The 23189-nt window shown below is 74.6% G+C and carries 23 protein-coding genes and 2 tRNA genes; 17 read left to right on the forward strand and 8 right to left on the reverse strand.

What is annotated here, in order from left to right; genetic code table 11:
- Positions 1-9 precede the first annotated feature (9 nt).
- From AB0J00_RS15575 to AB0J00_RS15585, 3 genes are all read right to left on the reverse strand, one after another.
- Positions 10-82, reverse strand: a tRNA-Arg gene (locus AB0J00_RS15575).
- 27 nt (positions 83-109) lie between these two features.
- A tRNA-Ser gene (locus AB0J00_RS15580) sits at positions 110-199 on the reverse strand.
- A gap of 98 nt (positions 200-297) precedes the next feature.
- On the reverse strand, positions 298-1509 hold the full coding sequence (locus AB0J00_RS15585; RefSeq protein ID WP_357746101.1) for an MFS transporter: 1212 nt from the start codon (positions 1507-1509) through the stop codon (positions 298-300).
- Between the two features lie 105 nt (positions 1510-1614).
- Between AB0J00_RS15585 and AB0J00_RS15590 the strand changes: the two genes are divergently transcribed.
- The 4 genes from AB0J00_RS15590 to AB0J00_RS15605 all read left to right on the forward strand — a co-directional run bounded on the left by AB0J00_RS15590 (position 1615) and on the right by AB0J00_RS15605 (position 5254).
- Positions 1615-2145, forward strand: coding sequence for a CGNR zinc finger domain-containing protein (locus AB0J00_RS15590; protein WP_357746104.1), 531 nt, complete (start codon positions 1615-1617; stop codon positions 2143-2145).
- Between the two features lie 54 nt (positions 2146-2199).
- Complete coding sequence (locus AB0J00_RS15595; RefSeq protein ID WP_357746106.1) at positions 2200-3636, forward strand: phosphatase PAP2 family protein; 1437 nt, start codon at positions 2200-2202, stop codon at positions 3634-3636.
- 104 nt (positions 3637-3740) lie between these two features.
- On the forward strand, positions 3741-4319 hold the full coding sequence (locus AB0J00_RS15600) for a DUF6318 family protein (protein WP_357746109.1): 579 nt from the start codon (positions 3741-3743) through the stop codon (positions 4317-4319).
- A 473-nt stretch (positions 4320-4792) separates the two neighbouring features.
- Entirely contained in the window at positions 4793-5254 is a 462-nt protein-coding gene (locus AB0J00_RS15605; protein ID WP_357746111.1) for a hypothetical protein, read from the forward strand.
- Here AB0J00_RS15605 and AB0J00_RS15610 read toward each other — a convergent pair.
- Positions 5245-5403, reverse strand: coding sequence for a hypothetical protein (locus AB0J00_RS15610; RefSeq protein WP_357746114.1), 159 nt, complete (start codon positions 5401-5403; stop codon positions 5245-5247). The two genes, AB0J00_RS15605 and AB0J00_RS15610, sit on opposite strands and share 10 nt — an antisense overlap.
- 60 nt (positions 5404-5463) lie before the next feature.
- A complete protein-coding gene (locus AB0J00_RS15615) occupies positions 5464-5877 on the reverse strand; it encodes a VanZ family protein (protein WP_357746116.1) in 414 nt (137 codons plus the stop codon).
- A 194-nt stretch (positions 5878-6071) separates the two neighbouring features.
- Here AB0J00_RS15615 and AB0J00_RS15620 point away from each other — a divergent pair, with 194 nt between their 5' ends.
- The 13 genes from AB0J00_RS15620 to AB0J00_RS15680 all read left to right on the forward strand — a co-directional run bounded on the left by AB0J00_RS15620 (position 6072) and on the right by AB0J00_RS15680 (position 20216).
- Positions 6072-6254, forward strand: coding sequence for a hypothetical protein (locus AB0J00_RS15620; RefSeq protein ID WP_357746119.1), 183 nt, complete (start codon positions 6072-6074; stop codon positions 6252-6254).
- A gap of 119 nt (positions 6255-6373) precedes the next feature.
- A complete protein-coding gene (locus AB0J00_RS15625; protein ID WP_357746121.1) occupies positions 6374-6922 on the forward strand; it encodes a DoxX family protein in 549 nt (182 codons plus the stop codon).
- Positions 6923-6933: 11 nt separating this feature from the next.
- Positions 6934-7971 carry a PHP domain-containing protein gene (locus AB0J00_RS15630; RefSeq protein WP_357746262.1) on the forward strand — a complete coding sequence of 346 codons (1038 nt, stop codon included), beginning with the start codon at positions 6934-6936 and terminating at the stop codon, positions 7969-7971.
- Between the two features lie 207 nt (positions 7972-8178).
- Entirely contained in the window at positions 8179-9732 is a 1554-nt protein-coding gene (locus AB0J00_RS15635; protein WP_357746123.1) for a hypothetical protein, read from the forward strand.
- A 364-nt stretch (positions 9733-10096) separates the two neighbouring features.
- A complete protein-coding gene (locus AB0J00_RS15640) occupies positions 10097-11032 on the forward strand; it encodes a glycosyltransferase family 2 protein (RefSeq protein ID WP_357746125.1) in 936 nt (311 codons plus the stop codon).
- Positions 11029-12069: a glycosyltransferase family 2 protein gene (locus AB0J00_RS15645; RefSeq protein ID WP_357746128.1), complete on the forward strand. Its 1041-nt coding sequence runs from the start codon at positions 11029-11031 to the stop codon at positions 12067-12069. The genes AB0J00_RS15640 and AB0J00_RS15645 overlap by 4 nt, the downstream gene beginning before the upstream one ends.
- Positions 12066-12884 carry a polysaccharide deacetylase family protein gene (locus AB0J00_RS15650; RefSeq protein WP_357746130.1) on the forward strand — a complete coding sequence of 273 codons (819 nt, stop codon included), beginning with the start codon at positions 12066-12068 and terminating at the stop codon, positions 12882-12884. The genes AB0J00_RS15645 and AB0J00_RS15650 overlap by 4 nt, the downstream gene beginning before the upstream one ends.
- Complete coding sequence (locus tag AB0J00_RS15655; protein WP_357746133.1) at positions 12881-15460, forward strand: glycosyltransferase; 2580 nt, start codon at positions 12881-12883, stop codon at positions 15458-15460. Before AB0J00_RS15650 ends, AB0J00_RS15655 begins: the two co-directional genes overlap by 4 nt.
- A complete protein-coding gene (locus AB0J00_RS15660; protein WP_357746135.1) occupies positions 15457-16827 on the forward strand; it encodes a lipopolysaccharide biosynthesis protein in 1371 nt (456 codons plus the stop codon). The genes AB0J00_RS15655 and AB0J00_RS15660 overlap by 4 nt, the downstream gene beginning before the upstream one ends.
- Positions 16824-17423: an acyltransferase gene (locus AB0J00_RS15665; protein WP_357746138.1), complete on the forward strand. Its 600-nt coding sequence runs from the start codon at positions 16824-16826 to the stop codon at positions 17421-17423. Before AB0J00_RS15660 ends, AB0J00_RS15665 begins: the two co-directional genes overlap by 4 nt.
- Positions 17420-17815 carry a hypothetical protein gene (locus tag AB0J00_RS15670; protein ID WP_357746141.1) on the forward strand — a complete coding sequence of 132 codons (396 nt, stop codon included), beginning with the start codon at positions 17420-17422 and terminating at the stop codon, positions 17813-17815. The genes AB0J00_RS15665 and AB0J00_RS15670 overlap by 4 nt, the downstream gene beginning before the upstream one ends.
- Positions 17812-19665, forward strand: a complete 1854-nt coding sequence (locus AB0J00_RS15675) for a hypothetical protein (RefSeq protein WP_357746144.1) — start codon at positions 17812-17814, stop codon at positions 19663-19665. Before AB0J00_RS15670 ends, AB0J00_RS15675 begins: the two co-directional genes overlap by 4 nt.
- Positions 19662-20216, forward strand: coding sequence for a serine acetyltransferase (locus tag AB0J00_RS15680; RefSeq protein ID WP_357746147.1), 555 nt, complete (start codon positions 19662-19664; stop codon positions 20214-20216). The genes AB0J00_RS15675 and AB0J00_RS15680 overlap by 4 nt, the downstream gene beginning before the upstream one ends.
- Before the next feature lie 14 nt (positions 20217-20230).
- On the opposite strand, the gene AB0J00_RS15685 is transcribed toward AB0J00_RS15680, so the two are convergent.
- From AB0J00_RS15685 to AB0J00_RS15695, 3 genes are all read right to left on the reverse strand, one after another.
- Entirely contained in the window at positions 20231-21247 is a 1017-nt protein-coding gene (locus AB0J00_RS15685) for an endonuclease/exonuclease/phosphatase family protein (protein WP_357746149.1), read from the reverse strand.
- Entirely contained in the window at positions 21244-22074 is an 831-nt protein-coding gene (locus AB0J00_RS15690) for a glycoside hydrolase family 16 protein (RefSeq protein WP_357746152.1), read from the reverse strand. Before AB0J00_RS15690 ends, AB0J00_RS15685 begins: the two co-directional genes overlap by 4 nt.
- 82 nt (positions 22075-22156) lie before the next feature.
- Positions 22157-23140, reverse strand: coding sequence for a glycosyltransferase family 2 protein (locus tag AB0J00_RS15695; protein ID WP_357746155.1), 984 nt, complete (start codon positions 23138-23140; stop codon positions 22157-22159).
- Positions 23141-23189: the final 49 nt, after the last annotated feature.

The raw sequence follows: 23189 nt of genomic DNA on the forward strand, positions 1-23189 counted from the left end.
AACCAGACGTGCACCCGAAGGGATTCGAACCCCTAACCTTCTGATCCGTAGTCAGATGCTCTATCCGTTGAGCTACGGGTGCGTGTACTGCGTGTTCAGTTGTGGTGCGCGGAGGCTCCGGGATTTGAACCCGGGATGGGGGGTTACCCCAAACCGCATTAGCAGTGCGGCGCCATAGACCGGACTAGGCGAAGCCTCCCGGGGTCTCGGGTCTCCCCGTAACCGCCGAGAAGAAACCTTACCAGCCCCTCCGGAGCGGCTCCCACCGGGTCCCCCCGGCGGGAGCCGAGCTCCTCGTCAGACGGCGACGACGTCCCGCTCGACCGCCCGGCGCGGGGCCGGACGGCGACCGGGCAGCAGGGTGACCGCGACACCGAGCGCGGCCGCGACGGTGGCCGCGACCAGGGCGCCGTTGACGCCGAAGGTGCCGTCGATGACCGCGCCACCGATGGCGGCGCCGATCGCCGAGGCGCCGAAGGAGACCGTCGACAGCCAGGTGAAGGCCTCGGTGCTGGCCGATGCGGGGGCGATCGCCCCGACCAGCGAGCTCTGCACGGTGAGGGTCGGCGCGATCGCCGTCCCGCCCAGGAAGAGCAGCAGGCCCAGCAGCAGCGGGTTGCCGACGGCGGCGAGCGGCGCCATGCCGATCGTCACGCCGAGCAGGCCCCAGCGGTACTGCCGCGGCAGCGTGGTGCTGAGCACCCGGGCGCCGAACCAGAGGCCACCGACGGCCGAGCCGAGCGACCAGACCGCGAGCAGCAGGCCGGACATGCCCGGGGCGCCGGACTCCTCGGCGAAGGCGGGCAGGCTCACCTCGAGGATGCCGATGCCGAGCATCAGGCCGGTGCCGCTGAGCAGCACCCGCGGCATGCCGGGCGCGGCGACCGTGCCGAACAGCGGACGCCGCTCGGCCACGACCGGCACCACCCAGGCACGCATCGGCTTGCTCAGCGCGACCGCGGCCGCGCCGGCGACACCGAACACCCCCGCGACGGCGAGCGCGATCACCGGGCTGGCGAGGAAGGCGAGCGCGGCGACGACGGCGGGGCCGGCGACGAACACCAGCTCGGTCGCCGTCGCGTCGAGGGCGAAGGCGGTCGGGCGGATGCGCAGGTCGGCCCGCGACCACAGCGCCCGCACGGTGCCGGAGATCAGCGGGGTGCCGACACCGACGCCCGCCGAGGCGGCGAGCACCAGGCCGAAAGGCGCATCGGTGAGCACGGCGACCGCGGCCAGCACGAGCAGGAACGGGTACGCCACGGCCTGCACCAGCAGGACGTTGCGGGGGCTGCGGCGGTCGGCGAGGCGGCCGAGGACCGGCGCCATCGCCGCGGTCGCGATGCCGTAGGTGGCCGAGACGGCGCCCGCCATCGCGAAGGAACCGCTGCTCTGCTGCACCATCAGCAGCAGCGCCAGCGGCACCATGGACGAGGGCAACCGGCCGGCGAAGCCGGCCAGCAGGAGCACCGGGGCGGACGGGGACCGCCACACGGTGAGGTACGAACGCATGCTCAAACTCGCTTCAGGTCGTGCAAGGTCGGGAATCGTAGGTGGCCAACGCCCGTTGACCCCCTACACATTCCGGAGGCTACGGAGTCTCCGGTAGGGAGTCAAATGAACTACGACACCTACGGGTCGAACGCCGTCGAGTTGGCCATCGACCTGGCGAACGCGGACCTCGGGTCGGCCGACGCCGTCCAGGTCTTCCTCGAGGCCCACCACGAGTGGTTCACCGAGGGGACGGCGGTGCGGCTGAGCAGCGGCGACCGCGCGTCGGTGGCCGCGACGTCCGGGCTGATCCGACGGGTCGCGGAGGCCGAGTCGGAGCCCGACGTGCGGGACCGGCTCAACGACCTGCTGGCGCTCGCCTCCCCCCGGCCGTACGCGACCGACCACGACGGCGAGCTGCACCTGCACTACGCGCGCCCCGACGCCGGCGCGGTCGAGCAGCTGACGACGACGGTTGCGATGGGGCTGTCGCAGGTGGTCGTGCAGCACGGCTGGCAGCGGCTGGGCGTGTGCGCGGCCGAGGGGTGCGGCAACGTCTACGTGGACACCTCGCGCAACGCGAGCCGCCGGTACTGCTCCAACACGTGCGCGAGCCGGTCGACCGTGGCCGCCTACCGCGCCCGCCAGAAGGTGTGAGCGGAGTCCCAGCGCTCGGTTTTCGTCGCGCTGGGACTCCACTAGCGTCCGGGCGTGCCGTTCCCCCACCGCTGGGACGCCGCGCTCTACGCGCGGGTCGGCCGGCTGCCCACCACCCGGGTCGACCGCTGGCTGCGGCGGCTGTCGACGTTCGCCGACAATGGGAAGCTCTGGTTGCTGATCGGCGGGGCGCTGGGGGCGCAGCGGGGGTCGAGCCGGCTGCGGCGGGCCGCCGTCCGGGGGCTGGGGGCGATCGCGTTGACCAGCACGCTCGCGAACGCCGTCCTCAAGCCGGTCTTCCGGCGGTCGCGGCCGGACTACGCGGCGGTCGCGCCGTCGCGGGCGCTGCGGTCGAACCCGCGCTCGCGGTCGTTCCCGAGCGGGCACTCGGCGTCGGCGGCGGCGTTCACAACCGGCGTCGCACTGGAGAGCCCGCTGGCCGGGGCGGCGCTCGCGCCGCTGGCGCTGGGCGTCGGCTACTCGCGGGTGCACGTCGGGGTGCACTACCCCGGTGACGTGCTGGCCGGGATGGCAGTGGGGACGTCGGTCGCGCTGGCCACGCAGCACTGGTGGCGGGTGCGGCCCACCGAGCCGGCGCGGGTGCGGACGGCGGTCGAGGCGCCGGCGCTGCCCCGCGGGGCCGGGCTGGTGGTCGCGGTGAACCCGCGCTCGGGGCGGGAGGACTACGACCCGGCGGCCGACATCGCGGAGCTGCTGCCCGAGGCGGAGGTGCTCACCCTGAGCGAGGACGCCGGGGTGCGCGAGCTGCTGGGCGAGGCGGCGCGGTCGGGGCGGGCGCGGGCGCTGGGCGTGGCCGGTGGGGACGGGAGCGTGGCGGCGGCTGCGGCGGTGGCGCTGGAGCACGGACTGCCGCTGGCGGTGGTGCCGGCCGGGACGCTGAACCACTTCGCCCGGGACCTCGGGGTGGCGACACCGCCGGAGGCCGCGGCGGCGGTCGAGGCCGGCCAAGCGGCGGAGGTGGACGTCGCCGAGGTGAACGGCACGCCGTTCCTGAACACCGCGTCGATCGGGGTGTACCCGGAGATGGTCGCCCGGCGGGACCGGCTGGCCGGGCGGATCGGCAAGTGGGCGGCGCTGACGATCGCCGCCGCGCAGGTGATGCGGAACGGGTCGCCGGTCGAGGTGGAGCTCGACGAGAAGCGGGTGTCGGCGTGGATCCTGTTCGTCGGGAACGGGGTGTACGAGCCGCGCGGGCTGGCGCCGGCGTGGCGGCCGCGGCTGGAGGACGGGCTGCTGGACGTGCAGTACCTGCGTTCCGACCTGACGTTCGCCCGGACCCGCGCGGTGCTGGGCAGCCTGCTCGGGGTGAGCCAGCACCTGCGGGTGTACCAGCAGTTCCAGACGCCGGAGCTGCGGGTGCGGCTGGTGTCGGGGGCGGAGCAGGTCGCCTACGACGGCGAGACCGGCGACGCGGCGGCCGAGTTCGTGTTCCGGAAGCGGCGGCGGCTCACTGTGTACTGCTGTCGCTGAACCGGGTCGGTTCCGTCCACAGGGTGTCTACAGCGAGCCGTTGACCTGCGTAGTCTCCGTCGCACTCAGCGTGCCGGGTGAGCGGAGGACGACGGATGCGGCGGGTGCGACTGGCGGTCGCAGGGCTGGTCGGTGCTGCGGTGCTGGCCGGGGCGTCCGGGTGCTCGGACGGCGAGGAGGCCAGCCAGACCCTGCCGTCGACCTCGCGGACCGCCGCGTCGCCGAGCGAGACCCTGCCACCCCTGGGCCCGGCCGACTTCCCGGTGCCCGCAGAGGCCCGGCAGCAGACTGAAGCCGGCGCTAAGGCATTCGTGCAGTACTACCTAGAACTTATGAATCGTGCTCAAATGCGGATGGACGCCGAAGATCTCCGCCCGTTCAGCGCGAACTGCACTACCTGCGACCAGTTCGTAGACGGTATCGCCAACTACAGGCAGCAGGGCTACCGGTTCGACGGCGGTGACATCTCACTTCGGTCGGCTTCGAAACCCGCTTTCATCGAGCAGCGCGTAGACATCTCTGTCAACTTCGAGCAAGCGCCTTACCGCATCCTCAATTCAGCCGGCGCAGAGGTTCTCGACCTCAAATCGGAGGCAGTCGAATACCCAGCTTCCGGAGTCTCGCTCACGTGGCAGGGGGCAACCGAGGTCTGGCGGGTCTCCGACCTAACCATCGGACGATGAGCATGCGGTCGCGGCTTGGACTGGCGGTCATTCTGCTCATCGCGTCCTACATGTCGTTGGCGACGAGCGCCCATGCGGCTCCCCCCGGGACCTGCCCCACGTTCGGTTGCCTGGAGACCGGACTCGATGACGGGTCCGTCTTGTTGCAGGCGGCCGATGTGTCTCCCCCTGGGCAAGAAGGCGTCCGTACCGCGACCAACACGGTGCCACTCGTCCCTCGCTACCGCTGGCGAATGCGGGCGCCATGTGAACTGTCGGATCCAGTCGTCGGTGGCTGCAACTCCAACGTCGCCGCTTGCCCAGTCATCGCGGGTCGCCAGATTGGTCTTTACATCATTCAGCGTCAGAGGCTGGCTCAGCCACTGGCCCAAGATGGCACTCAGCCGGCCGTCGATAGCGTCTCGCCGAACATGCCCATTGCGCCGGGAACTCCGTACGGGAACTGGGTCAATGACGGGCAAGACTGCGTGGACGTGACGGACCTGAATCCGCCGCCGTCGCCGGACGAGGTGTTCCGGTACTTCCAGACGCTGCCGCTGCCCGAACTGGTGGCCAAGCAGCAGCCGCCGGGCAACGGCCTGGTGGGGCTGCCGGTCATCTTCTACACGGAGTCCGCGCAGGCGCAGACGTTCACCGTCGACATCCGCGGCTTCACCGTGCAGATCAGCGCCGCCGCCACCCGGTTCACCTGGCATACCGGCGACGGCACCGACCTCACCACCACCGATCCCGGCAGGCCCTACCCGGACCAGACGGTTACCCACGACTACCGGTCGGGCACCTACACCGCCTCCCTGACCACCACCTGGGGCGCACGGTTCACGGTCGACGGCGGCCCACCGCAGGACGTCCCGGGCACCACGACCACCGACGGACCGCCGATCACCTTCACGGTGCTGCAGGCGCGCACCGTGCTCACCAACCCCTACGACTGACCCGGCCCTCGGCGCTCGGCCAGCGGGTCAGGCGGTGCGTCCGGACCCGACAGCAGCAGCCGGGTGTCCCGGTCGTCGACCGGCTCCCCGGCGAAGACGTCATCGAGCACCCAGCCCTCGGGCAGCGGGGGTTCCCAGTCCTCGATCACGAACCGGACGCTGGACCGGCCCTCTGACACTTCCAGCAGGTCGACGAGGAGATCAGGAGATCAGCGCCGCCGGGTCAGCAGCCAGTGCAGCCCCACCCCGACGGCCGCCCCCGCGGCGTTGGTGACGACGTCGACCGCGGACGCCGTCCGGTCCGGCAGGAAAGCCCACTGCACAAGCTCCACCGCTGCGGAGACGAGCACGCACCCCAGCCACACCGCCGTCCGCGGCACCCGCGGCAGCGCCCAGCACAGCAGCAGCGCCAGCGGCACGAACAACGCGACGTTCGACCCGCGCTCCACCCACACGCCGGTCCGGTGCCCGCGCTGGCCGGAGATCTCGCCGACCAGCCGCACGAGCGTCGACAGCACCCAGGGCTCGACCAACGGCGCAACGGTCAGCGCCGCGACGACGACGAGATAGGCGACCAGCAGCACCCGCGCCCGCAGCACCACGGCCGCGGTGCGATCGCGCATCAACCGGCCTCTCGACGTCGGTACGGGTGGACGCCTCAGCGGCCCCAGGACGAGTCTCCCGCCCCTTCCGGGAAGCCAGGTGTGAGCCAGGCCGCACGGGGAAAGGGACACCCCAACATGCCTCGCCGGGCTTTGGCAGGAATCGCCCGGGGAACGCTCGGACTGCCCCAAGGCCTCACCAGTAGGAAGGACGTGTGATCTTCGTGCTGATCGCCGTCGCGTGGATGGTCCTCGCCGTTGCGGCTGCCCTGGTGGTCGCCGGCGCCATCCGGCTCGCCGACCGCCGCGCTCCGATGACCGACCACCTCGCCGGGCTGCCCGCGGAGCTCACCGTCGCCGACATCGTCGGCCGGAACGTCACCCAGCCCCAGCACTGAGCCGCCGCGCTCACCCGGCGGACACCCCGCCCCCTCGCTAGCGTCGCCGATCAACGGTTGCCCGGGCCGCAGCCCGGGCACTGATCACCCGCTGACGCCACCGAGGGAAGAGGTTCTCCATGTTGGTCCGCCGGATCGCCCGGCCCCTGCTCGCCGGCACGTTCATCTACGGGGGCATCCAGACGCTGCGCAACCCGCAGAGCCGGGTTCCCGGAGCCGCCCCGATCGTCGAGCAGATCACGGAGATCGCCGACAAGCAGCTGCCCATCGAGGTGCCCAAGGACGTCGAGCTCTGGGTCAAGGTCAACGCCGGGGTGCACGTGACCGCCGGCAGCCTGCTGGCCCTCGGCCGGTTCCCGCGGTTCTCCGCGCTGGCGCTGGCCACGTCGCTGGTCCCGACGACCTTCGCCGGCCACCGGTTCTGGGAGCACGACGACCCGAAGGAGAAGTTCGGGCAGACGAGCAACTTCCTGAAGAACCTGTCGATGTTCGGCGGCCTGCTGCTGGCCGCCGTCGACACCGAGGGCAAGCCGTCGGTGGGCTACCGGGCCAAGCAGACCGCCGGCAGCGTCGTCGCCGGCGCCGAGGCCAGCTACGAGAAGGCAGCGAAGAAGGCGGCCAAGGCCCAGAAGAAGGCCGCCAAGCAGGCGAAGAAGCTCACGTCCTGAACGACAGGGCGCTGACGCCCGCGGGCGCGCTCCGGAGGATCGCCTTCCTCCTGGAGCGCGCCCGCGAGCCGTCCTACCGGGTCAACGCGTTCCGGACGGCGGCCACGGTGGTCGCCGCCCTGGACGACGCCGACCTCGACCGCCGGGTGCACCTGAGGACGCTCACCGACCTCAAGGGCATCGGCGACAGGACCGCCGCGGTCATCACCGAGGCGCACCGCGGCGAGGTGCCGGCCTACCTGGCCGCGCTCGAGGACTCCCACGCCGAGCTCGCCCCGCTGGCCGACGACGCCGCCGCCCTGCGCGCCGCGCTCCGCGGCGACCTGCACGCGCACTCCGACTGGTCCGACGGCGGCAGCCCGATCCGGGAGATGGCCGAGACGGCGATCGACCTGGGCCACGAGTACCTGGCGCTCACCGACCACTCCCCCCGGCTGACGGTCGCGAACGGGCTCACGCCCGAGCGGCTGGAGCAGCAGCTGGACGTCGTGGCGGTGCTGAACGAGGAGCTCGCGCCGTTCCGCATCCTCACCGGCATCGAGGTCGACATCCTCGCCGACGGCTCGCTGGACCAGACCGACGAGCTGCTCGGCCGGCTGGACGTCGTCGTCGCGAGCGTCCACTCCGACCTGCGGGCGCCGCGCGCCCAGATGACCGAGCGGATGCTCGCCGCCGTCGCGAACCCGCACACCGACGTGCTCGGCCACTGCACCGGCCGGCTGGTCATCGGCCGCCGGCAGCGCAACGGCAGCCAGCGCCCGCGGCCGGAGAGCGAGTTCGACGCCGACGCCGTCTTCCGCGCCTGCGTCGAGCACGGGACGGCGGTCGAGATCAACTCCCGCCCTGAGCGGCTCGACCCGCCGCGCCGGCTGCTGACCCTCGCCGTCGAGCTCGGCTGCGACTTCTCCATCGACACCGACGCGCACGCGCCCGGGCAGCTCGACTGGCAGGACAACGGCTGCGTGCGTGCCGTCGAGTGCGGCGTGACCGCCGACCGGGTCATCAACACCGCACCGGCCGACGAGCTGCTCACGCGCACCCGCGGCTGACCTGTCACCGCTCCGACGCGGGACGACATCGCGCCCGTGACCTGCAACATTGCGTCGCGCGTTTCGTCAGTGACCGCCTGTGACCAACACTCCGCCCCAGGCTCGTCCAGATCGTTTCACACCGCTACGCACTTCCCCTCGCCGCCTCCGGCCCGACAAGGTGCGGTGCAGTCCGGTTCCGAGACCACGGGGAGCACGAGGACGAGAGTGGACAGCCTGAGGGGGAGCACAGTCGCAGCTCCCGGCTCCGGCCTGGCGCGGGGGAACGCCTCTCCTGCTGCCGGTCGCGGCCGGGAGCTGCTGCTGCGTGCCCTCGTCGGGGCCGGTCTCCTCGTCGCCTCCTGGCTGGTCCTGGCCGTGGTCGCCGGCGCCGCCCGCGCCGACGAGGGGACGTCGTCCACCTCCGGGGGCGCCCCGACGCCCGGCGCCTGCGCCCCCGGCGTGCCCGCGCGGATCCCGAGCCCGCCCTGCCCGCCCCGGCCCCCCGTGGGCCCGGACGCCGCCCCGGCGCTGGACGCGGACGTCACGGCCGACGAGCCCGAGCACGCCGCGACCGACGACATCGCCGACGAGCCGGCTCCCGCCGACGAGCCGCCGGCCGAGCAGCCGGCCGAGCAGCCGAGCACCCCCGACACCCCTGCCTCGCCGCCCCAGCACCCGACGGACAACGGGACCAGCGGCAACGGCACCGGCAGCACCAACACCGGCGGTACCGCGAACGGCGGCACCGGGACCGGCGTCCCGAGCGGTGGCGCGAGCAGCACAGGTGGCCAGAGCAGCACCGGCGGTAAGGGCAGCACGAGCACCGGCAGCACGCCCGCCACCGGCGGGAACGGCAAGGGCACGACCCCGCCGGCCACGCCGACGCCCGCCCCGGCCACGCCGGCCCCCGTGACCCCTGCACCCGCGACGCCGGCCCCGGCGGCCACGACCCCGGCCACGCCGGCCCCGGCCGCGACCGCCCCGGCGGCCACGGCTCCGGCCGCCACGGCCACGGCCTCCGCCTGCCCGGTCACCACCAAGACCACCACGTCAGGCACCACGTCGACGACCACCACAGCGAGCACCACGGCGGCGACCACCACCGCAACGCCGGCCTCGACCACAGCGACCACAGCCACGGCCACCACGAGCAAGGCCACCACGACCACGGCCACCACGAGCACGACGCCCGCGACCGGCTGCACGGCTCCCGCCACCCCGGCCGTGGAGCGCCCGGGCACCGCCCCCACCGCCCCCAAGGCGCACGTCGTGGAGGAGCCGGCCACCGCGCCGGACCCGGCTCCGGTCCAGGCGGCACCGAAGCCCGCGCCCGCGCCGCTCACCGGCCCCGTCGTCACCGCCTCGCCGCTGTGCGCCCCCATCGCCCTCACGGCGCAGGGTGCGGTGCTCACCCCCACCCGGGCGGGCACCGCACCGCGGCCGCACCCGGTGGCCCACCGGACGGCGTCCGTGCACTCCTCCGGGCACGTGCCCGTCGCCGCGTCGAGCGACCCGGACGAGCTCCCCGTGGTCCCGCTGCGCGCGCCGGTCGACCCCGGGCCCGCGGCTCCCCCGCCCGCACCGACCGCCCCGTGCGGCAGCTACGGCGGCAGCTCCGCCGGTGCCGGCGCCGCGCACTCCGGCAGCGAGCTGCACCTCGACGCCGTCCTGACCTCCGGCACGGCGCTCACGCCGCCGCAGCCCGGCCTCTCCCAGCTCAGCGCGTCCGCCCCGGCGGTCGTCAGCGGCGCGGACGAGCCCGGCCGGCACCCCGACTGATCTCCCGCCCCCGACCCCGGACCGGCTGCTCCCGCAAGCCGCGCCGGTGGGTCCGCGCCGGCCGGCGACCGTCGTCGTCGGCATGTCACCCGATCCAGGGGCCCGGTCACACGACCGGGTGGGTCTCCCTCCGCGGGATGACCTCGTGCGCGTGACTCTGCGTAGTGTCGAAGCAGGCCGGGCCAGCGGGAGCCCGCGATGTGACCTACGTCCCACCCGCGCCGGTGAACCGTCCACGACCGCACCGAGCGCCGAACACACAACAGCAACACGGGTAGCTATGACCCGTCGGGCGACCTGGTCGCCGCATGCCCGACGGTGAGCAGTGGCGAAACCGGACCCGTCTTTCGAAGAGAGGACCGGCATGGCCCCCCACGAGAGCACGGCCCGCACCACCATGACGCCGCGCATCAGCGTGATCATCCCGACCTACAACGAGGCCAAGAACCTCCCGCACGTCTTCGGCCTGCTGCCCGACGACCTGCACGAGGTGATCGTCGTCGACGGCCGCAGCGTCGACGGCACCATCGAGATGGCCCAGTCCCTGCGCTCGGACGTGGTCATCGTCCGGCAGAACCGCCGCGGCAAGGGCAACGCACTGGCCTGCGGCTTCGCCGCCGCGACCGGTGACGTGATCGTCATGCTCGACGCCGACGGCTCGGCCGACCCGCGGGAGATCGCCCGCTACGTCGCCGCCCTCACCGAGGGCGCCGACTTCGCCAAGGGCACCCGGTTCGCCGGGGGCGGCGGCAGCTCGGACATCACCGCCACCCGCGCCTGGGGCAACCGCTGGCTCAACCGCGCGGTGAACGTCCTGTTCGGCACCTCGTACACCGACCTCTGCTACGGCTACAACGCCTTCTGGGCGCACTGCCTGCCGGTGCTGCAGCTGGACCCGTCGGACGTCGGCAAGGACGGCAAGCTGTGGGGTGACGGGTTCGAGATCGAGACGATCATCAACACCCGCGTCGCGAAGGCCGGCCTGCTGATCTCCGAGGTGCCGAGCTTCGAGTTCGAGCGCATCCACGGCGAGAGCAACCTCAACACCTGGCGGGACGGCATGCGCGTGCTCCGCGCCCTCCTGGTGGAGCGGTTCAACGGCATCGGCCGGGGCACCGCGGTCAACCGCCGCCGGGCCCAGGAGCTGCAGGACGCCGCCCGCCTCGAGGCCGAGTTCAGCGTGCAGCCGAACACCGTCCTCCAGCCGAACACCGTGCTGCACGACGCCGGGAACACGGTCTCCGACCTGCTCGGCGCCGCGCACAACGAGGTCGCCGGCCAGCAGCGGGGTGTCGCGTGACCTCGGTGTCGGTCGTCATACCCTGCTTCACCGAGCAGCGCTGGGGCGAGATCGTCGGCGCCGTCCGGTCGGTGCAGGCGCAGACCCACCCGGCCGAGGTCGTGGTCGTCGTCGACCACAACGACCTGCTGCTGGAGCGGCTGCGCCGGGCGCTGGGCACCGGCGTGCGGGTGGTCGCCAACAAGTACGGGCAGGGCGCCTCCGGCGGCCGGAACACCGGGGCCGAGCTGGCCACCGGCGAGCTGGTCGTGTTCGTGGACGACGACGAGGCGGCCGAGGCGGACTGGATCGAGCAGCTGGTCCGCGCCTACGAGGACGCCCCGTCGGCGGTCGGTCTCGGCGGCGCCGTCGAGGCCCGCTGGCCCGGTGGCACCCCGCGCTGGTTCCCGGAGGAGTTCTCCTGGACCGTCGGCGGCACCGCACCGCGGCCCGCGCCGACCGACGTCCGCAACGTGTGGGGCGGCAACATGGCCGTCCGCCGGGAGGACTTCCTCGCCGCCGGCGGCTTCGCGGCCGGCTTCGGCAAGGTCGGCAACGCCTCGCAGCCGGAGGACACCGAGCTGTGCCTGCGGATGAACGCGCTGCGCGGCCCGGGCGCCCGGTGGCGGTTCGTGCCGGCCGCCGTCGTGTCCCACGAGGTGCCGCCGGAGCGCCGCACCTTCGCCTTCTTCCTCCGCCGCAACTGGCTGGAGGGCGCCGGCAAGCGGACCATGTCCGCGCTGTCGCAGCAGGGCAACGAGGTGCTCGACGAGGAGGCGGCCTTCGTCCGCACCATGGTGACCCGGGGCGTGGCCCGCAACCTGCTCGCCGTGTTCCGCGGTGACCTCGGCGGCCCGGCCCGCGCCGCGGCCATCGTGCTCGGCATCGGGGCGGCCGGGTTCGGCTACCTCAGCGCCGCCGTCCGGCAGGCCCGTCGCCCGGCCGGCGCCAAGCAGGTCCTGGCCGCGCAGCCGGCGCCGCAGCCCGCGCCGAACACGGTGTCGCTGATCGGGCTGGCCGCCGAGTCGGAGCCGACCCGGCAGGAGGCGGGCGCGTGACCGCCGCGACCCGCAGCTCGGCGGGCCCGCGGGCCCGCTGGAAGATGCCGGTGCTGATGTACCACGGCGTCCCGGCGAGCCCGCCGGCCGAGCCGGACGTGCACAAGGTGCCGGTCGCCGAGCTCGAGGACCAGCTGTGCGCGCTCGCCGCGGACGGCTGGCAGCTGGTCGGCCTCACCGAGGCCCTCGCGCTGCGCGCCGCGGACCCCGCGGCGCGCGTGGTCGGGGTGACCTTCGACGATGGCCTGCTGGACTTCCTCAACGCCGTCGAGGTGCTCCAGCGGGTCGGCGCCCGGGCCACCATGTACGTCCCGACGGGGGACGTCGGCCTCCGGCTGGCCGAGGACGACCCGCACGGCTCGCGGCTGAGCTGGGCGGAGCTGGCCGACGTGGCCGCCGCCGGGGTCGAGATCGGCAGCCACTCGGTCAACCACCGGACGATGGACGTGCTGTCCGACGCCGAGCTGCGGGTGGAGATCGTCGACAGCAAGAAGGCGATCGAGGACGCGCTGGGCCTGCGGGTCGACTCGTTCTGCTACCCGCACGGCTACGCCAGCCGCCGGGTCGCCGCCGCGGTGCGCGCGGCCGGGTACTCGAACGGGTGCATCGTCGGCCGGAGGGTGGCTGCGTCCAGCGACGACGCATACCTTCTTCCTCGTCTGCACGTTCGGCCGGGCGTCACCGGGGACGCCTTCACCGACCTGGTCCGGGACGGCGAGCCGGGCCTGGCGCCGCACGTGAAGCGGGTGGCCGCGCCGGCCTGGCGGCTGGCCCGCCGGACCGCGAAGCACGTCCTCCACCGGGAGCTGACGTGACGACGACCTCGGGGACGGAGCCGCAGGGCATGACCGCGCTGGACGACCGCACGACGCAGGGGCACCCCGTCGCTGCGCACGTCCTGGACGTGGAGCTGTCCGGCCCGGCGCCGGCCCTGCCGCGCACCGCCGCCGACGGCGCGACCGCCGACGAGGCCTGGCTGCTGGTCCGCCTGGACGGTGAGCCGCTGGGCTGGGAGGTGGTCCGGCTGCCGGCGGAGGGGCTGCCGGCCGCCGAGGTGCAGACCCTGCTCGACGTCCGCTGGGGCGACCAGGTGCGCCGCCGCCGCGCCGCGGCCGGGGGCTTCGCCGACCGGCACGCCCGGTACCTGGCCACCGCGACCCGGGCCACCGTGGTCATCTGCACCCGGGAGCGGCCCGACGCGCTGGCCGCCTGCCTGGAGAGCCTGACCCGCCAGGACCACCCGGACTTCGAGGTGTGGGTGGTCGACAACGCGCCGGTCACCTCGGCCACCCGCGACGCCGTCGCCGCGTTCGCCGGCCGGCTGGACGTGCACTACACGGTCGAGCCGCAGCCGGGCCTGTCCCGGGCGCGCAACCACGCGCTGCGCCAGCCGCTGGCCGGCGAGGTGGTGGCCTGGATCGACGACGACGAGATCGCCGACCCGCTGTGGCTGTCGGAGCTCACCCGGGCGATGGCCGAGCGGCCGGACGCCGACGCCGTCTCCGGCCTCGTCGTCCCCGCGGAGCTCGCCACCCGGGCGCAGGTCTGGTTCGAGCAGTTCGGCGGCCACAGCAAGGGCCGCGGCTTCACCCCCGCCGACTTCGGCCGCGGCAGCGACGACCGGCAGAGCCCGCTGTACCCGCTGCCGCCCTTCGGGGTCGGCGCGAACATGGCCTTCCGCACCGCCGCGCTGCGCCGGGTCGGCTTCGACGACGCGCTCGGCGCGGGCACGCTGACCCACGGCGCCGAGGACACCCGGGTCTTCACCGACCTGCTGCGTGCCGGTGGCGCCACCCTGTACCGCCCGACCGCGGTCACCCGGCACTTCCACCGCAGCGACCTGGCGGGCCTGCGCAAGCAGATGGAGGGCTACGGCACCGGCCTGACCGCCTTCTACACGTCGCTGGTCGTCGACTCGCCGCTGGTGCTGGTCCGGCTGGCGCTGCTCGCCGGCCGCGCGCTGCGCGACATGACCAGCTCGTCGAGCCTGCGGGTCTCCGGGCTGGCCGAGGACTTCCCGGCCGACCTGCTGGTCGCCAACCGCGCCGGCATGAAGCGCGGCCCGGCCGCCTACCTGCGCCAGCGCCGGCTGGACCGCCGCACCCCCGCCCCGGCGCCCGCGCTCCCGACGCCGGCCGGCTGGCGGCCGACGACGGTCGTCCGGTGGGACGTCGACGGCGCCGCTCCCGACCTCACCGCGGACGACGCGGCGCGGTACGCCGCGGCCCTGCTCGTGGCCTGGCGCGCCGGCCGGCCGGTCGCCCTGCTGATCCTCCCGCTGCCCGAGGCGATGGACCCCGCCGCCCGCGCGGCCGCGCTGGCCCAGGCCCCCGCGCTGCCCGAGCTCCCGGAGACCCCCACCGCCGCGCTGCCCAGCGTCTCCGTCGTCATCCCCACGATGCTGCAGCGGCCCGATGGGCTGTCCCGCTGCCTGCGCACGCTGCTGGCCCAGGACGTGCCGCCGGCCGAGGTGCTCGTCGTCGACAACCGGCCCGCCGGCAGCTCCGACGACGTCGTCGCCGGCGTCCCGGAGCTCGCCGACCCGCGGGTGCGGCTGCTGCGCCAGCCGGTCCCCGGCATCTCCGCCGCCCGCAACCGCGGCGTGGCCGAGGCCGCCGGCGACGTCGTGGCCTTCACCGACGACGACGTCGAGGTAGACGCCCGCTGGGTGCGCGCGCTGGCCGAGCGCTTCGCCGGGCAGCCCGAGCTGGCCGGCGTCGGCGGCCTGGTGCTGCCGAGCGAGCTGGAGACCCCCGCCCAGGAGGTCTTCGAGCACCACAGCGGCGGCACCGCCAAGGTGCTGGAGCCGGAGACCTTCGCGCTGGAGCGCCCGCGCGCCGGGATCTGGCGGCCGGCCCGCTTCCGGGTGCAGGTCCGGCGGGACGGCGGCGTCGTCCGCGCCCACTCGCTGTACCAGCTGGGCACCTTCATGGGCGCCAACATGGCCTTCCGCACCGCGGCGCTGCGCGCCGAGGGCCCCTTCGACGAGGCGCTGGGCACCGGCACCCCGACCCGCGGCGGCGAGGACGTCGACATGGTCGTGCGGATGCTGCTGTCCGGCCGGTCGCTCGGCTACGAGCCGGCCGCCGTCACCAGCCACGTGCACCGGCGCACCGACGCCGAGCTGGCCGCGCAGATGTCCGGCTACGGCATCGGCTTCACCGCCCTGCTCACCGCCCTGGTCGTCCGCGACGCGCGGCACGTCGCCGGCCTGGCGCACGCCGCCGCCACCGTGCTGCGCGGCCGGCTGGGCCGCCGCGACCCGGGCGTGACCACCCTGCTCGAGGGCCTGCCGCCGGAACTCGGCCGGCTGCGGGTGCGCGGCATGCTCGCCGGCCCCGGCGCCTACCTGCGGGCCCGCCGCGCCTCCCGGGAGGTGACCCGCCCGTGACCCCCGCGCACGCGGCGCCGCCGAAGAAGCGCGCCATGGAGCTCAACGCCCTGGCGCTGATGGCCTCGACGGTGTTCACCGCCCTCTCCGGCATGGTGTTCTGGATCGTCGCCGCCCGGGTGCTCCCGCCGGCGTCGGTCGGCCAGGCGTCCTCCGCGCTGTCGGCGATCACCTTCCTCGCGGGCCTCGCCCAGCTGAACATCGTCAGCGTGCTGCTCCGGTTCGTCCCGACCGCCGGCCGGGCCACCGGGGGCTTCATCGCCCGCGCCTACGGGCTGTCGCTGAGCACCGGCTTCGTCGCGACCCTGGTCTTCCTGACCCTCGGGTTCGGCAGTGACACCCTGGGCCACGACTGGTTCGTCCCGCTGGTCTTCATCGGCGGCACGCTCTGCTACGCCCTGTTCCTGGTGCAGGACGGCGCGCTGACCGCGCTCGGCGGCGCCATGTGGGTGCCGCTGGAGAACCTGGCCGCGGGACTGCTCCGGGTGGGCCTGCTGTTCGCGTTCGTCCCGCTCTCCCAGCAGTGGGGCGCGCTGGCCGCGCTGGTGCTGCCCACCCTGCTCGCGGTCGGCGCGGTCAACACCTTCGTCTTCCGCCGGCTGGTGCCGCGGCACACCGCGCGGGCGACCTCCTCGGCGGACCTGCGCTGGCGGTCGATCCGCAGCTTCGTGGCCGGCGACTACGCGGCCAGCGCGCTGGCCAGCTGCGTGACGCTGCTGCCGCCGGTGCTGGTCTCCTCCGCGCTCGGCAGCGAGGCGGCGGCGTACTTCTACATCCCCTGGTTCATCGGGGTCTCGTTCGGCACGCTGATCTGGAACATCGCGATGGCGTTCGTCGTCGAGTACGCCGCCGACGCCACCTCGTTCCACCGGCTGATCCGCCGGTCGATCCGGCTGACCGCGCTGGTCAGCGCCCTGGCCTGCGTGGTCGTGGCGCTCGGCGCCCCGCTGATCCTGCAGCTGCTGGGCACCGGCTACGCCGACGAGGGCGCCACCGTGCTCCGGCTCATCGCGCTGACGTTCCCCTTCAGCGCCGGCTTCGTGCTGTTCACCGCGCTCTCGGTCGCCCGCAAGAAGCTGACCCCGCTGGTCACCTCGCTCGCGGTCAAGACCGTGGTGTTCCTCGCCGTCACCGCCGTCGGCCTGCCGGACTTCGGCATCGAGGGCCTCGCGGTGCTCTACCTGGCGTGCGAGGCGGTCACCGCCCTCGCCGTCCTGCCCACCGGCATCCGGTTCCACCGGGAGCTCGTCACGCGCGCCGACGACGCCGCCGCGACGGCCACCGCCGTGCTCGAGCCGCCGCTCGACCCCGGCACCGTCCCGCCCGTCGAGCCGGTCCCGGCTCCGTCCCCTGGGAGCTCTTCGTGATCCACCCGGCCCCCGAGCCGGGCGAGCGGTCGCCGTCGGCGTCGCTGCGCCTCCTGCTGGAGTCGCTGCGGCTCGACGGGCGCATCTTCGCCCGGAACCTGTGGTTCAACCGCGTGGCGGCGTCCTTCGCCGTCCCCAAGGTGCTGCGCCGCTCGCTCTACCAGGCCGGCGGGATGCAGGTCGACACCTACGCGATCAGCCCGATGCTGCGGGTCGAGGGGGACCCGCGCAACGTGCGGATCGGCGCGCGCACCTACTTCAACCTGGGCTGCTACATCGAGGCGGTGGCGCCGGTCGAGTTCGGCGTCGACTGCGCCATCGGCATGCAGGCCCTGTTCATCACCTCCGACCACCGGGCCCCCGACGGCTGGCAGCAGGAGGCCACCGGCCTGCCGGTGCGGATCGGCGACCGGGTCTGGATCGGCGCCCGCGCCATGGTCCTGCCCGGCGTGACGATCGGCGACGACGTCATCGTGGCCGCCGGCGCAGTGGTCGCCGGCGACTGCGCGCCGGGCGGCGTGTACGCCGGCATCCCGGCCCGCCGGATCCGCGAGGTCACCGGCAGCGAGCAGCGAGCACGGAAGGCAACAGCATGAGCACCACCACCGCGGTCCGCGAGGACCCCGCCCCGCCGGTCGTCAGCGACCGGTCCACCCGCCGGCTGGTCGCCGCGACGGGGCTGGCGACGGCGGTGCTCTCCAGCGCCGCCGTGCTCGCCGACGCCCCGTCCTGGCTGCGGCTGGTGACCGTGCTGGCGTTCGTCTGCGCCGGCCCGGGTGCCGCTGTGCTGGTGCACGTGCCCGTCACCCGGCCGTCGACGACGTGGGCGCTGACCAACGTGCTGTCGCTGGCCGTGTGGGCCATCGGCACCGCGGTCATGGCCTGGCTGAACGACTGGTCGCCGACCGTCCTGCTGCTCGGGCTCGCCGCCGCGACCGTCGTCTCGGTCGCCGTGGCCTGGGCCCGCACCCGGCGGGCGGCCCGATGACCCGCACCCTGCCCCCGGAGGCGCTGACCGGCCCGGCCGACGGCACCCCGCCCGGCACCCCCGACGCCGCGACGTCGCCGGCGTCCCGGCCCGGGCTCTTCCGCCGGGCGATCGCGCCGCTGCTGGTGCTCGCCGGCATCGCCGCCTGGGCGGTCAGCCTGCCCGAGGTCGACACCGCGACCCGCTCCGACTACGGCCTGCTGGGCATGGTCGGCCCGCTGTTCTACGCCGGGCTGGCGCTGATCTGCGTCGGCTTCGTCGCCGAGCTCGCCGACCGGCGGCGCTTCCTGGTGCTCGCCGCCGGCGTGGTCGGGCTGGTGCTGGTGCTCGACGGCACCGTGCCGGTGCTGTACCCGATGCCCGAGTACGCCTGGACCTTCAAGCACATCGGGGTCGTCGAGTACTTCCTGCAGGGCCACGGGGTCACCGACCCGCGCGACATCTACCAGCAGTGGCCGGCGCTGTTCACCGCGGTGGCGGCGGTCGCCGACCTCACCGGCGTCAGCACGCTGACCCTGGCCACCTGGGCACCGCTGTTCTTCAGCCTGATCGCGTGCGTGCCGATGTACGCCATCGCCCGGCACCTGTCCGGTGACCGGCGGGTCGCCTTCCTCACCGTGTTCCTCTTCCACGCGGGCCTGTGGGTGGGCACCTCCTACCTCTCCCCGCAGGCGTTCGCATTCCAGCTGAGCCTCGGCATCTACCTGGTCGTCGTCGCCTGGCTGCGCCGCACCCCCACCGCCTGGCGGCGCGGGCCGCGCTGGCTGCGCGCGGTGAAGGCGTGGTCGGTGCGCGGCGCGGAGGAGGTCCCGGCGACGACGCGGCGGGCGCGCGGCCGGGCGCTCGTGGCGCTGTACGTCGTGACGTTCGCGCTCACCGTGTCCCACCAGCTCTCCCCCTACATCGTGGTGGCCGGGCTGGTGCTGATCACCGTGCTCGGGCTGGTGCAGCCCCGCTGGGCGGTCGTCGGCGTGCTGGTCATCGCGGCGGCCTACCTGGCGCCGCGGCTGGAGTTCATCAACAGCGCGTACGGCCTGCTCGACAGCCTCAAGTTCTGGGAGAACGCCGGCGGCGTGGTCACCGCCACCTCCGGCACCCCGGGCCAGGTGTTCACCAGCCAGGTCTCCTCGCTGCTGGCGCTGGGCGTGTGGCTGCTCGGTGCGGCCGCGGCGGTGTCGTCGTGGCGACGGCCGGGCCGGGTGCTGCTGCCGGCCGCGCTGGCGTTCGCGCCGTTCCTCATCCTCGCCGGGCAGAGCTACGGCGGTGAGGCCATCTACCGCGTGTACCTGTTCTCGCTGCCGTTCACCGCGTTCCTCATCGCCCAGGCCGCGCTGCGGCTGCGCTGGCGGAAGGTCGTGCTCCCGCTGCTCGCGCTGTTCCTGGTGGGCGCCTCGCTGGCCAGCATCCAGGGCCTGCACGGCACGCTGGCGTGGACGACGTTCCCGCGCAACGAGGTGCAGGCCACCCAGTGGCTGTACGAGAACGGCGAGAAGGGCCGGATGATCGTCGTCGGCGCGCAGAACGGGCCGGGCCGGCTCTCGGGCGACTACAACGACTTCGGCGTCCGCTCGTCCGGCGGTGACCCCGACCTGATCGGCAACGCCTTCCTCAGCGGCCGGATGCTCGACGAGAGCGCGCTGGCCGAGGTCGACGCCTTCATGGCCACCCAGGGCGAGCGCCCGTACCTGCTGATCAGCACCGGGCAGATCGAGTACACCAAGTACTACGGCCTGCTGCCCGACGGCTCGCTGCAGGCGCTCGAGCGCACCCTCGCCGACGCGCCGGGCTGGACCACGGTGCACCGCACCGCCGACGCGGTGGTCTTCCAGTACGTCGGGACCGGGCAGTGACCGGCGCCGGCCGGGACGGCGGCCTCCGGCGCTGGGTGACCCAGGACTGGGCGGTCAACGCCGGGTACCTGGACTCCCGCCTGGTGCTGCTGTGGTTCCGGTCGGCGCAGTGGGCGGCCCGGCACTGGGGGCTGCCCGGCCGGGCGTACGCCGCCTTCTACTCGCTGTTCACCTCGCTGTTCTGGAGCATCGAGCTGCCGCCGGGGCTCGAGGTGGGCCCCCGGCTGCGGCTGTTCCACCCGCACGGCATCGTGCTCAACCCCGGCGTCCGGCTGGGTGCGGACTGCGTGCTCCGGCAGAACGTGACCATCGGCAACGTCGTCCGCCGCGACGGCACCGAGAAGGGCGTCGCCAGCGCCGGGGACGGCGTCGAGTTCGGCGCCGGCTGCGTGGTCGTGGGCGGCCTGCACGTGGGCGACCACGCCCGGGTCGCCGCGCTGGCGCTGGTGCTGCGCGACGTCCCCGCCTGGGGCGTGTGCGTGGGCAACCCGGCCGCGGTCGTGCGGGTCGACGACCCGGGCCACCGGCGTCCGGAGGTCGTGCCCGGCTGAGCCGGGCGCCCGGCTCAGCCGGGCAGCGCCACCCGGACGACGAGGCCACGGTGGTCGGAGCCGCTTACCTGCACCGTGTGCAGCGACTGCGGACCGGCGCCGCGGACCAGCAGGTGGTCGATGCCGATCAGCGGCGGCACCGCCCGGTCGGCGGGGTAGGTCGCCGTCCACTGCGCGCCCAGCTGCTCGGCGGAGTCGCGGTACCCGTCCTGCAGCAGCGCCCGGAACTGGGCGTTGCCCCAGGTGGCGTTGAAGTCACCGCCGACCAGCACCGGCGCTCCCCCGCCCGCGGCGGCGACCCGGTCGAGCACGTCGGGCAGCTTCGCCATGTCCCGCACCCACTCGTCGGCCGGCTGCGGCCAGGGCCCGGCGGCGTGGAAGGCCAGCACGGTCGGCGCGGGCCGGCCGGCGCCGAGGTCGAGCCGGGCGGAGACGTACGGGAAGGTCAGGTGGTCGCGCTGCTGGTCGGTGAGCGGGAAGCGGCTCCACAGCCCGATGCCGTCGGCGCCCGGGCCGGGCTCGACCAGGCTGTGCGGCAGCAGCTCGTCCAGCCCGCGGGCGGCGAGCCCGTCGCGCAGGCCGGGGGTCAGCTCCTGCAGCAGCACCACGTCGGCGCCGGCGCGGCGCGCCTCGGCGACCAGGTCGGCGGGGTCGGCCTGGCCCAGCCGCACGTTGGCGGTGAGCACGGTGAGCACCGGTCCGCGCGCCTCGGCCGGGTCGCCGGCGTAGGTGGGGGCGAGCACGGTGGCCACGACCGCTGTCAGCACTCCCGCGGCCACCCCGAGGACCCACCGCCGGGCGGCGAGCAGCAGCACCGCGCCGAGCGGGGCCAGCGCCATGAGGTACGGCGAGAACGCGCCGAGCGCGACCCCCCAGTTGCTGCCGGCCAGGTGGAGGTGGGCGCCGATGCCGGCCAGCGCAGCCAGGCCGAAGAGCACCCCCAGCCAGGTGGCGAGCAGCCGGACCGGGTGCCGGCGCGGGCGGGGTGCCGGGGCGTCCTGCTCGGCCGGCGGGGCGGACGCGGTGCTCACCGGTACATCCGCACCCAGTCCACGTCCAGGCGCACCGAGGCCGGCGTGGTCTCGTCGGGGGCGGGGATCCAGGTGCCCTGCGGGCCGACGTCCAGCTGGATGGCCAGGTGCATCGGGCCGTGCGGGACGGCCGCCGGGTTGGTGGTCTCGAAGACCGGCTCGCCGTCGAGGTAGACGCTGATCCGGTCGCGCTGCCAGTCGACGGCGTAGGTGTGCCACTGGGTGAAGTCGCCGGCGCTCATCGACTCCTCGCGCATGTCGTCCGCGCCGAAGTGCACCGTGGTGTGGTTGACCTGCCGGTCGCCGGCCGGGATCTCCATGACGTCGACCTCGCCGTCCTCCGGCCACACGTCGGAGTCCGGCCACAGCAGGATCGCCGGGGCGTACCCGGTGCCGGCCTCGACGCGGGCGCGGAACTCCCACTTGCCGTAGGTGGTGGCCGGCTGCGCCTTCCAGGCCAGGCCTCCGGAGACGTCGCCCTGGGCGGTGATGGTGAGCATGCCGTCGGCGACCGAGACCGCGCTGGGGTCCCGCCAGCCGACGTCGTTCGCCCCGGGCCCGCCGTAGAGGCGCCACTTGGTGGGGTCCAGCCGGCCGGCGTCGAACTCGTCGCCACCGCGGGGCGTCCAGCCCTGCCGCTGGCCCATGGTGGTGGGCGTGGGCGCGGCACCGTCGTCGCCGGCCCGGGGCAGGTCGTCGCTGCTGCCGCCGCCCCCGCCACCGGTGCAGGCGGCCAGCACGAGCAGGAGCCCGACGAGCGGGACCAGCCGGCGGGCGACCCGTGTCCGGACGGCAGGACGCCGGGCGGCGGGCTTCTGCGGCGACATGATGACCCAGCCTAACCGTTCCGGCCGGTTCGGGCTCCTGACCAGCGGCGCAGGGGTCACCCGGTGGAGTGCCTCCGGCCGGTCAGGAGCGGCTGACCCGGGCGGTGGCGTACCCGAGTGCGGCGGCGGCGAGCCCGGCGGCGGCGCTGGCGGCCCGGGCGGGGCCCCAGACGTCGCCGGCGGCCAGCCGGGCCAGGTCGCGCAGCATGCCGCGCGGGATCGTGCCGAGGGCGTGGCCGCGCTCCTCCGCGAGCGAGGCCCCACCGGGCAGCGCCGCCAGCTCGGCCTTGCCGCGGCCCTCGGCGAAGCAGCGGCGGACGAGGAACCACCAGGTGGCGCGGTCGGCGGGCACGTCGTGCTCGATGGTGGCGCCGGGCTCGTGCAGCCACTGCCGACCGGTCGTCCCGGCGAGCCGGATGCACAGCTCGGTGTCCTCGGGGCGGGACTCGGCGCCGACCTTGCCGAAGCCGTCGCGGAAGCCGCCGGCGCGGGCGAAGTCCGCCCGGCGCACGGCCATGTTCTCGCTCCACACGTTGCGGACGACGGCGCGCGTGGCGGGCATGCCGTCGTAGGTCACCCCGACCGCCCACAGGAACGTGCCGGGGAACCAGCGGGGCGCCGTGCCGCCGGGCCAGGCGGCGGCGACCCGGCCGCCCACGCCGACCGCGCGGGGGGTCTCGTCCAGCGCCGCGACCAGGGCGGCGAGCCAGCCGCGGGCGGCCCGGGTGTCGTCGTCCAGGAAGGCCAGCACCTCGCCCTGCGCCACGGCAGCGCCGGCGTTGCGGGTGCCCGAGGCGCCGCGGGCGCCGGTGTTGCCGACCGCGCGCACCTCGGGCAGCTCGCGCCGCACCCGGGCCAGCAGCGCCGGCGCGTGGTCGACGGCGACGACGACCTCCAGCGGCGGGTGCTCCTGGTCGAACGCGGAGCGCACCGCCGCGACCAGCTGCGGCCAGCGGGCCTCGGTCCAGCAGGCGATGACCACCGACACGGTGGTGACCGGCGCCCGGTCGAGGGGCGGCAGGGCAGCGAGGCCGGCGTCCGGGAGGGGCGGGCAGGTCGTGGTCATGAGCTGACCTTCGGCCCGGAACCTGTGCCCCAGCTGGGGAAGGACCGTG

The organism is Modestobacter sp. NPDC049651 (assembly GCF_040659695.1).
Lineage (GTDB): Bacteria > Actinomycetota > Actinomycetes > Mycobacteriales > Geodermatophilaceae > Modestobacter.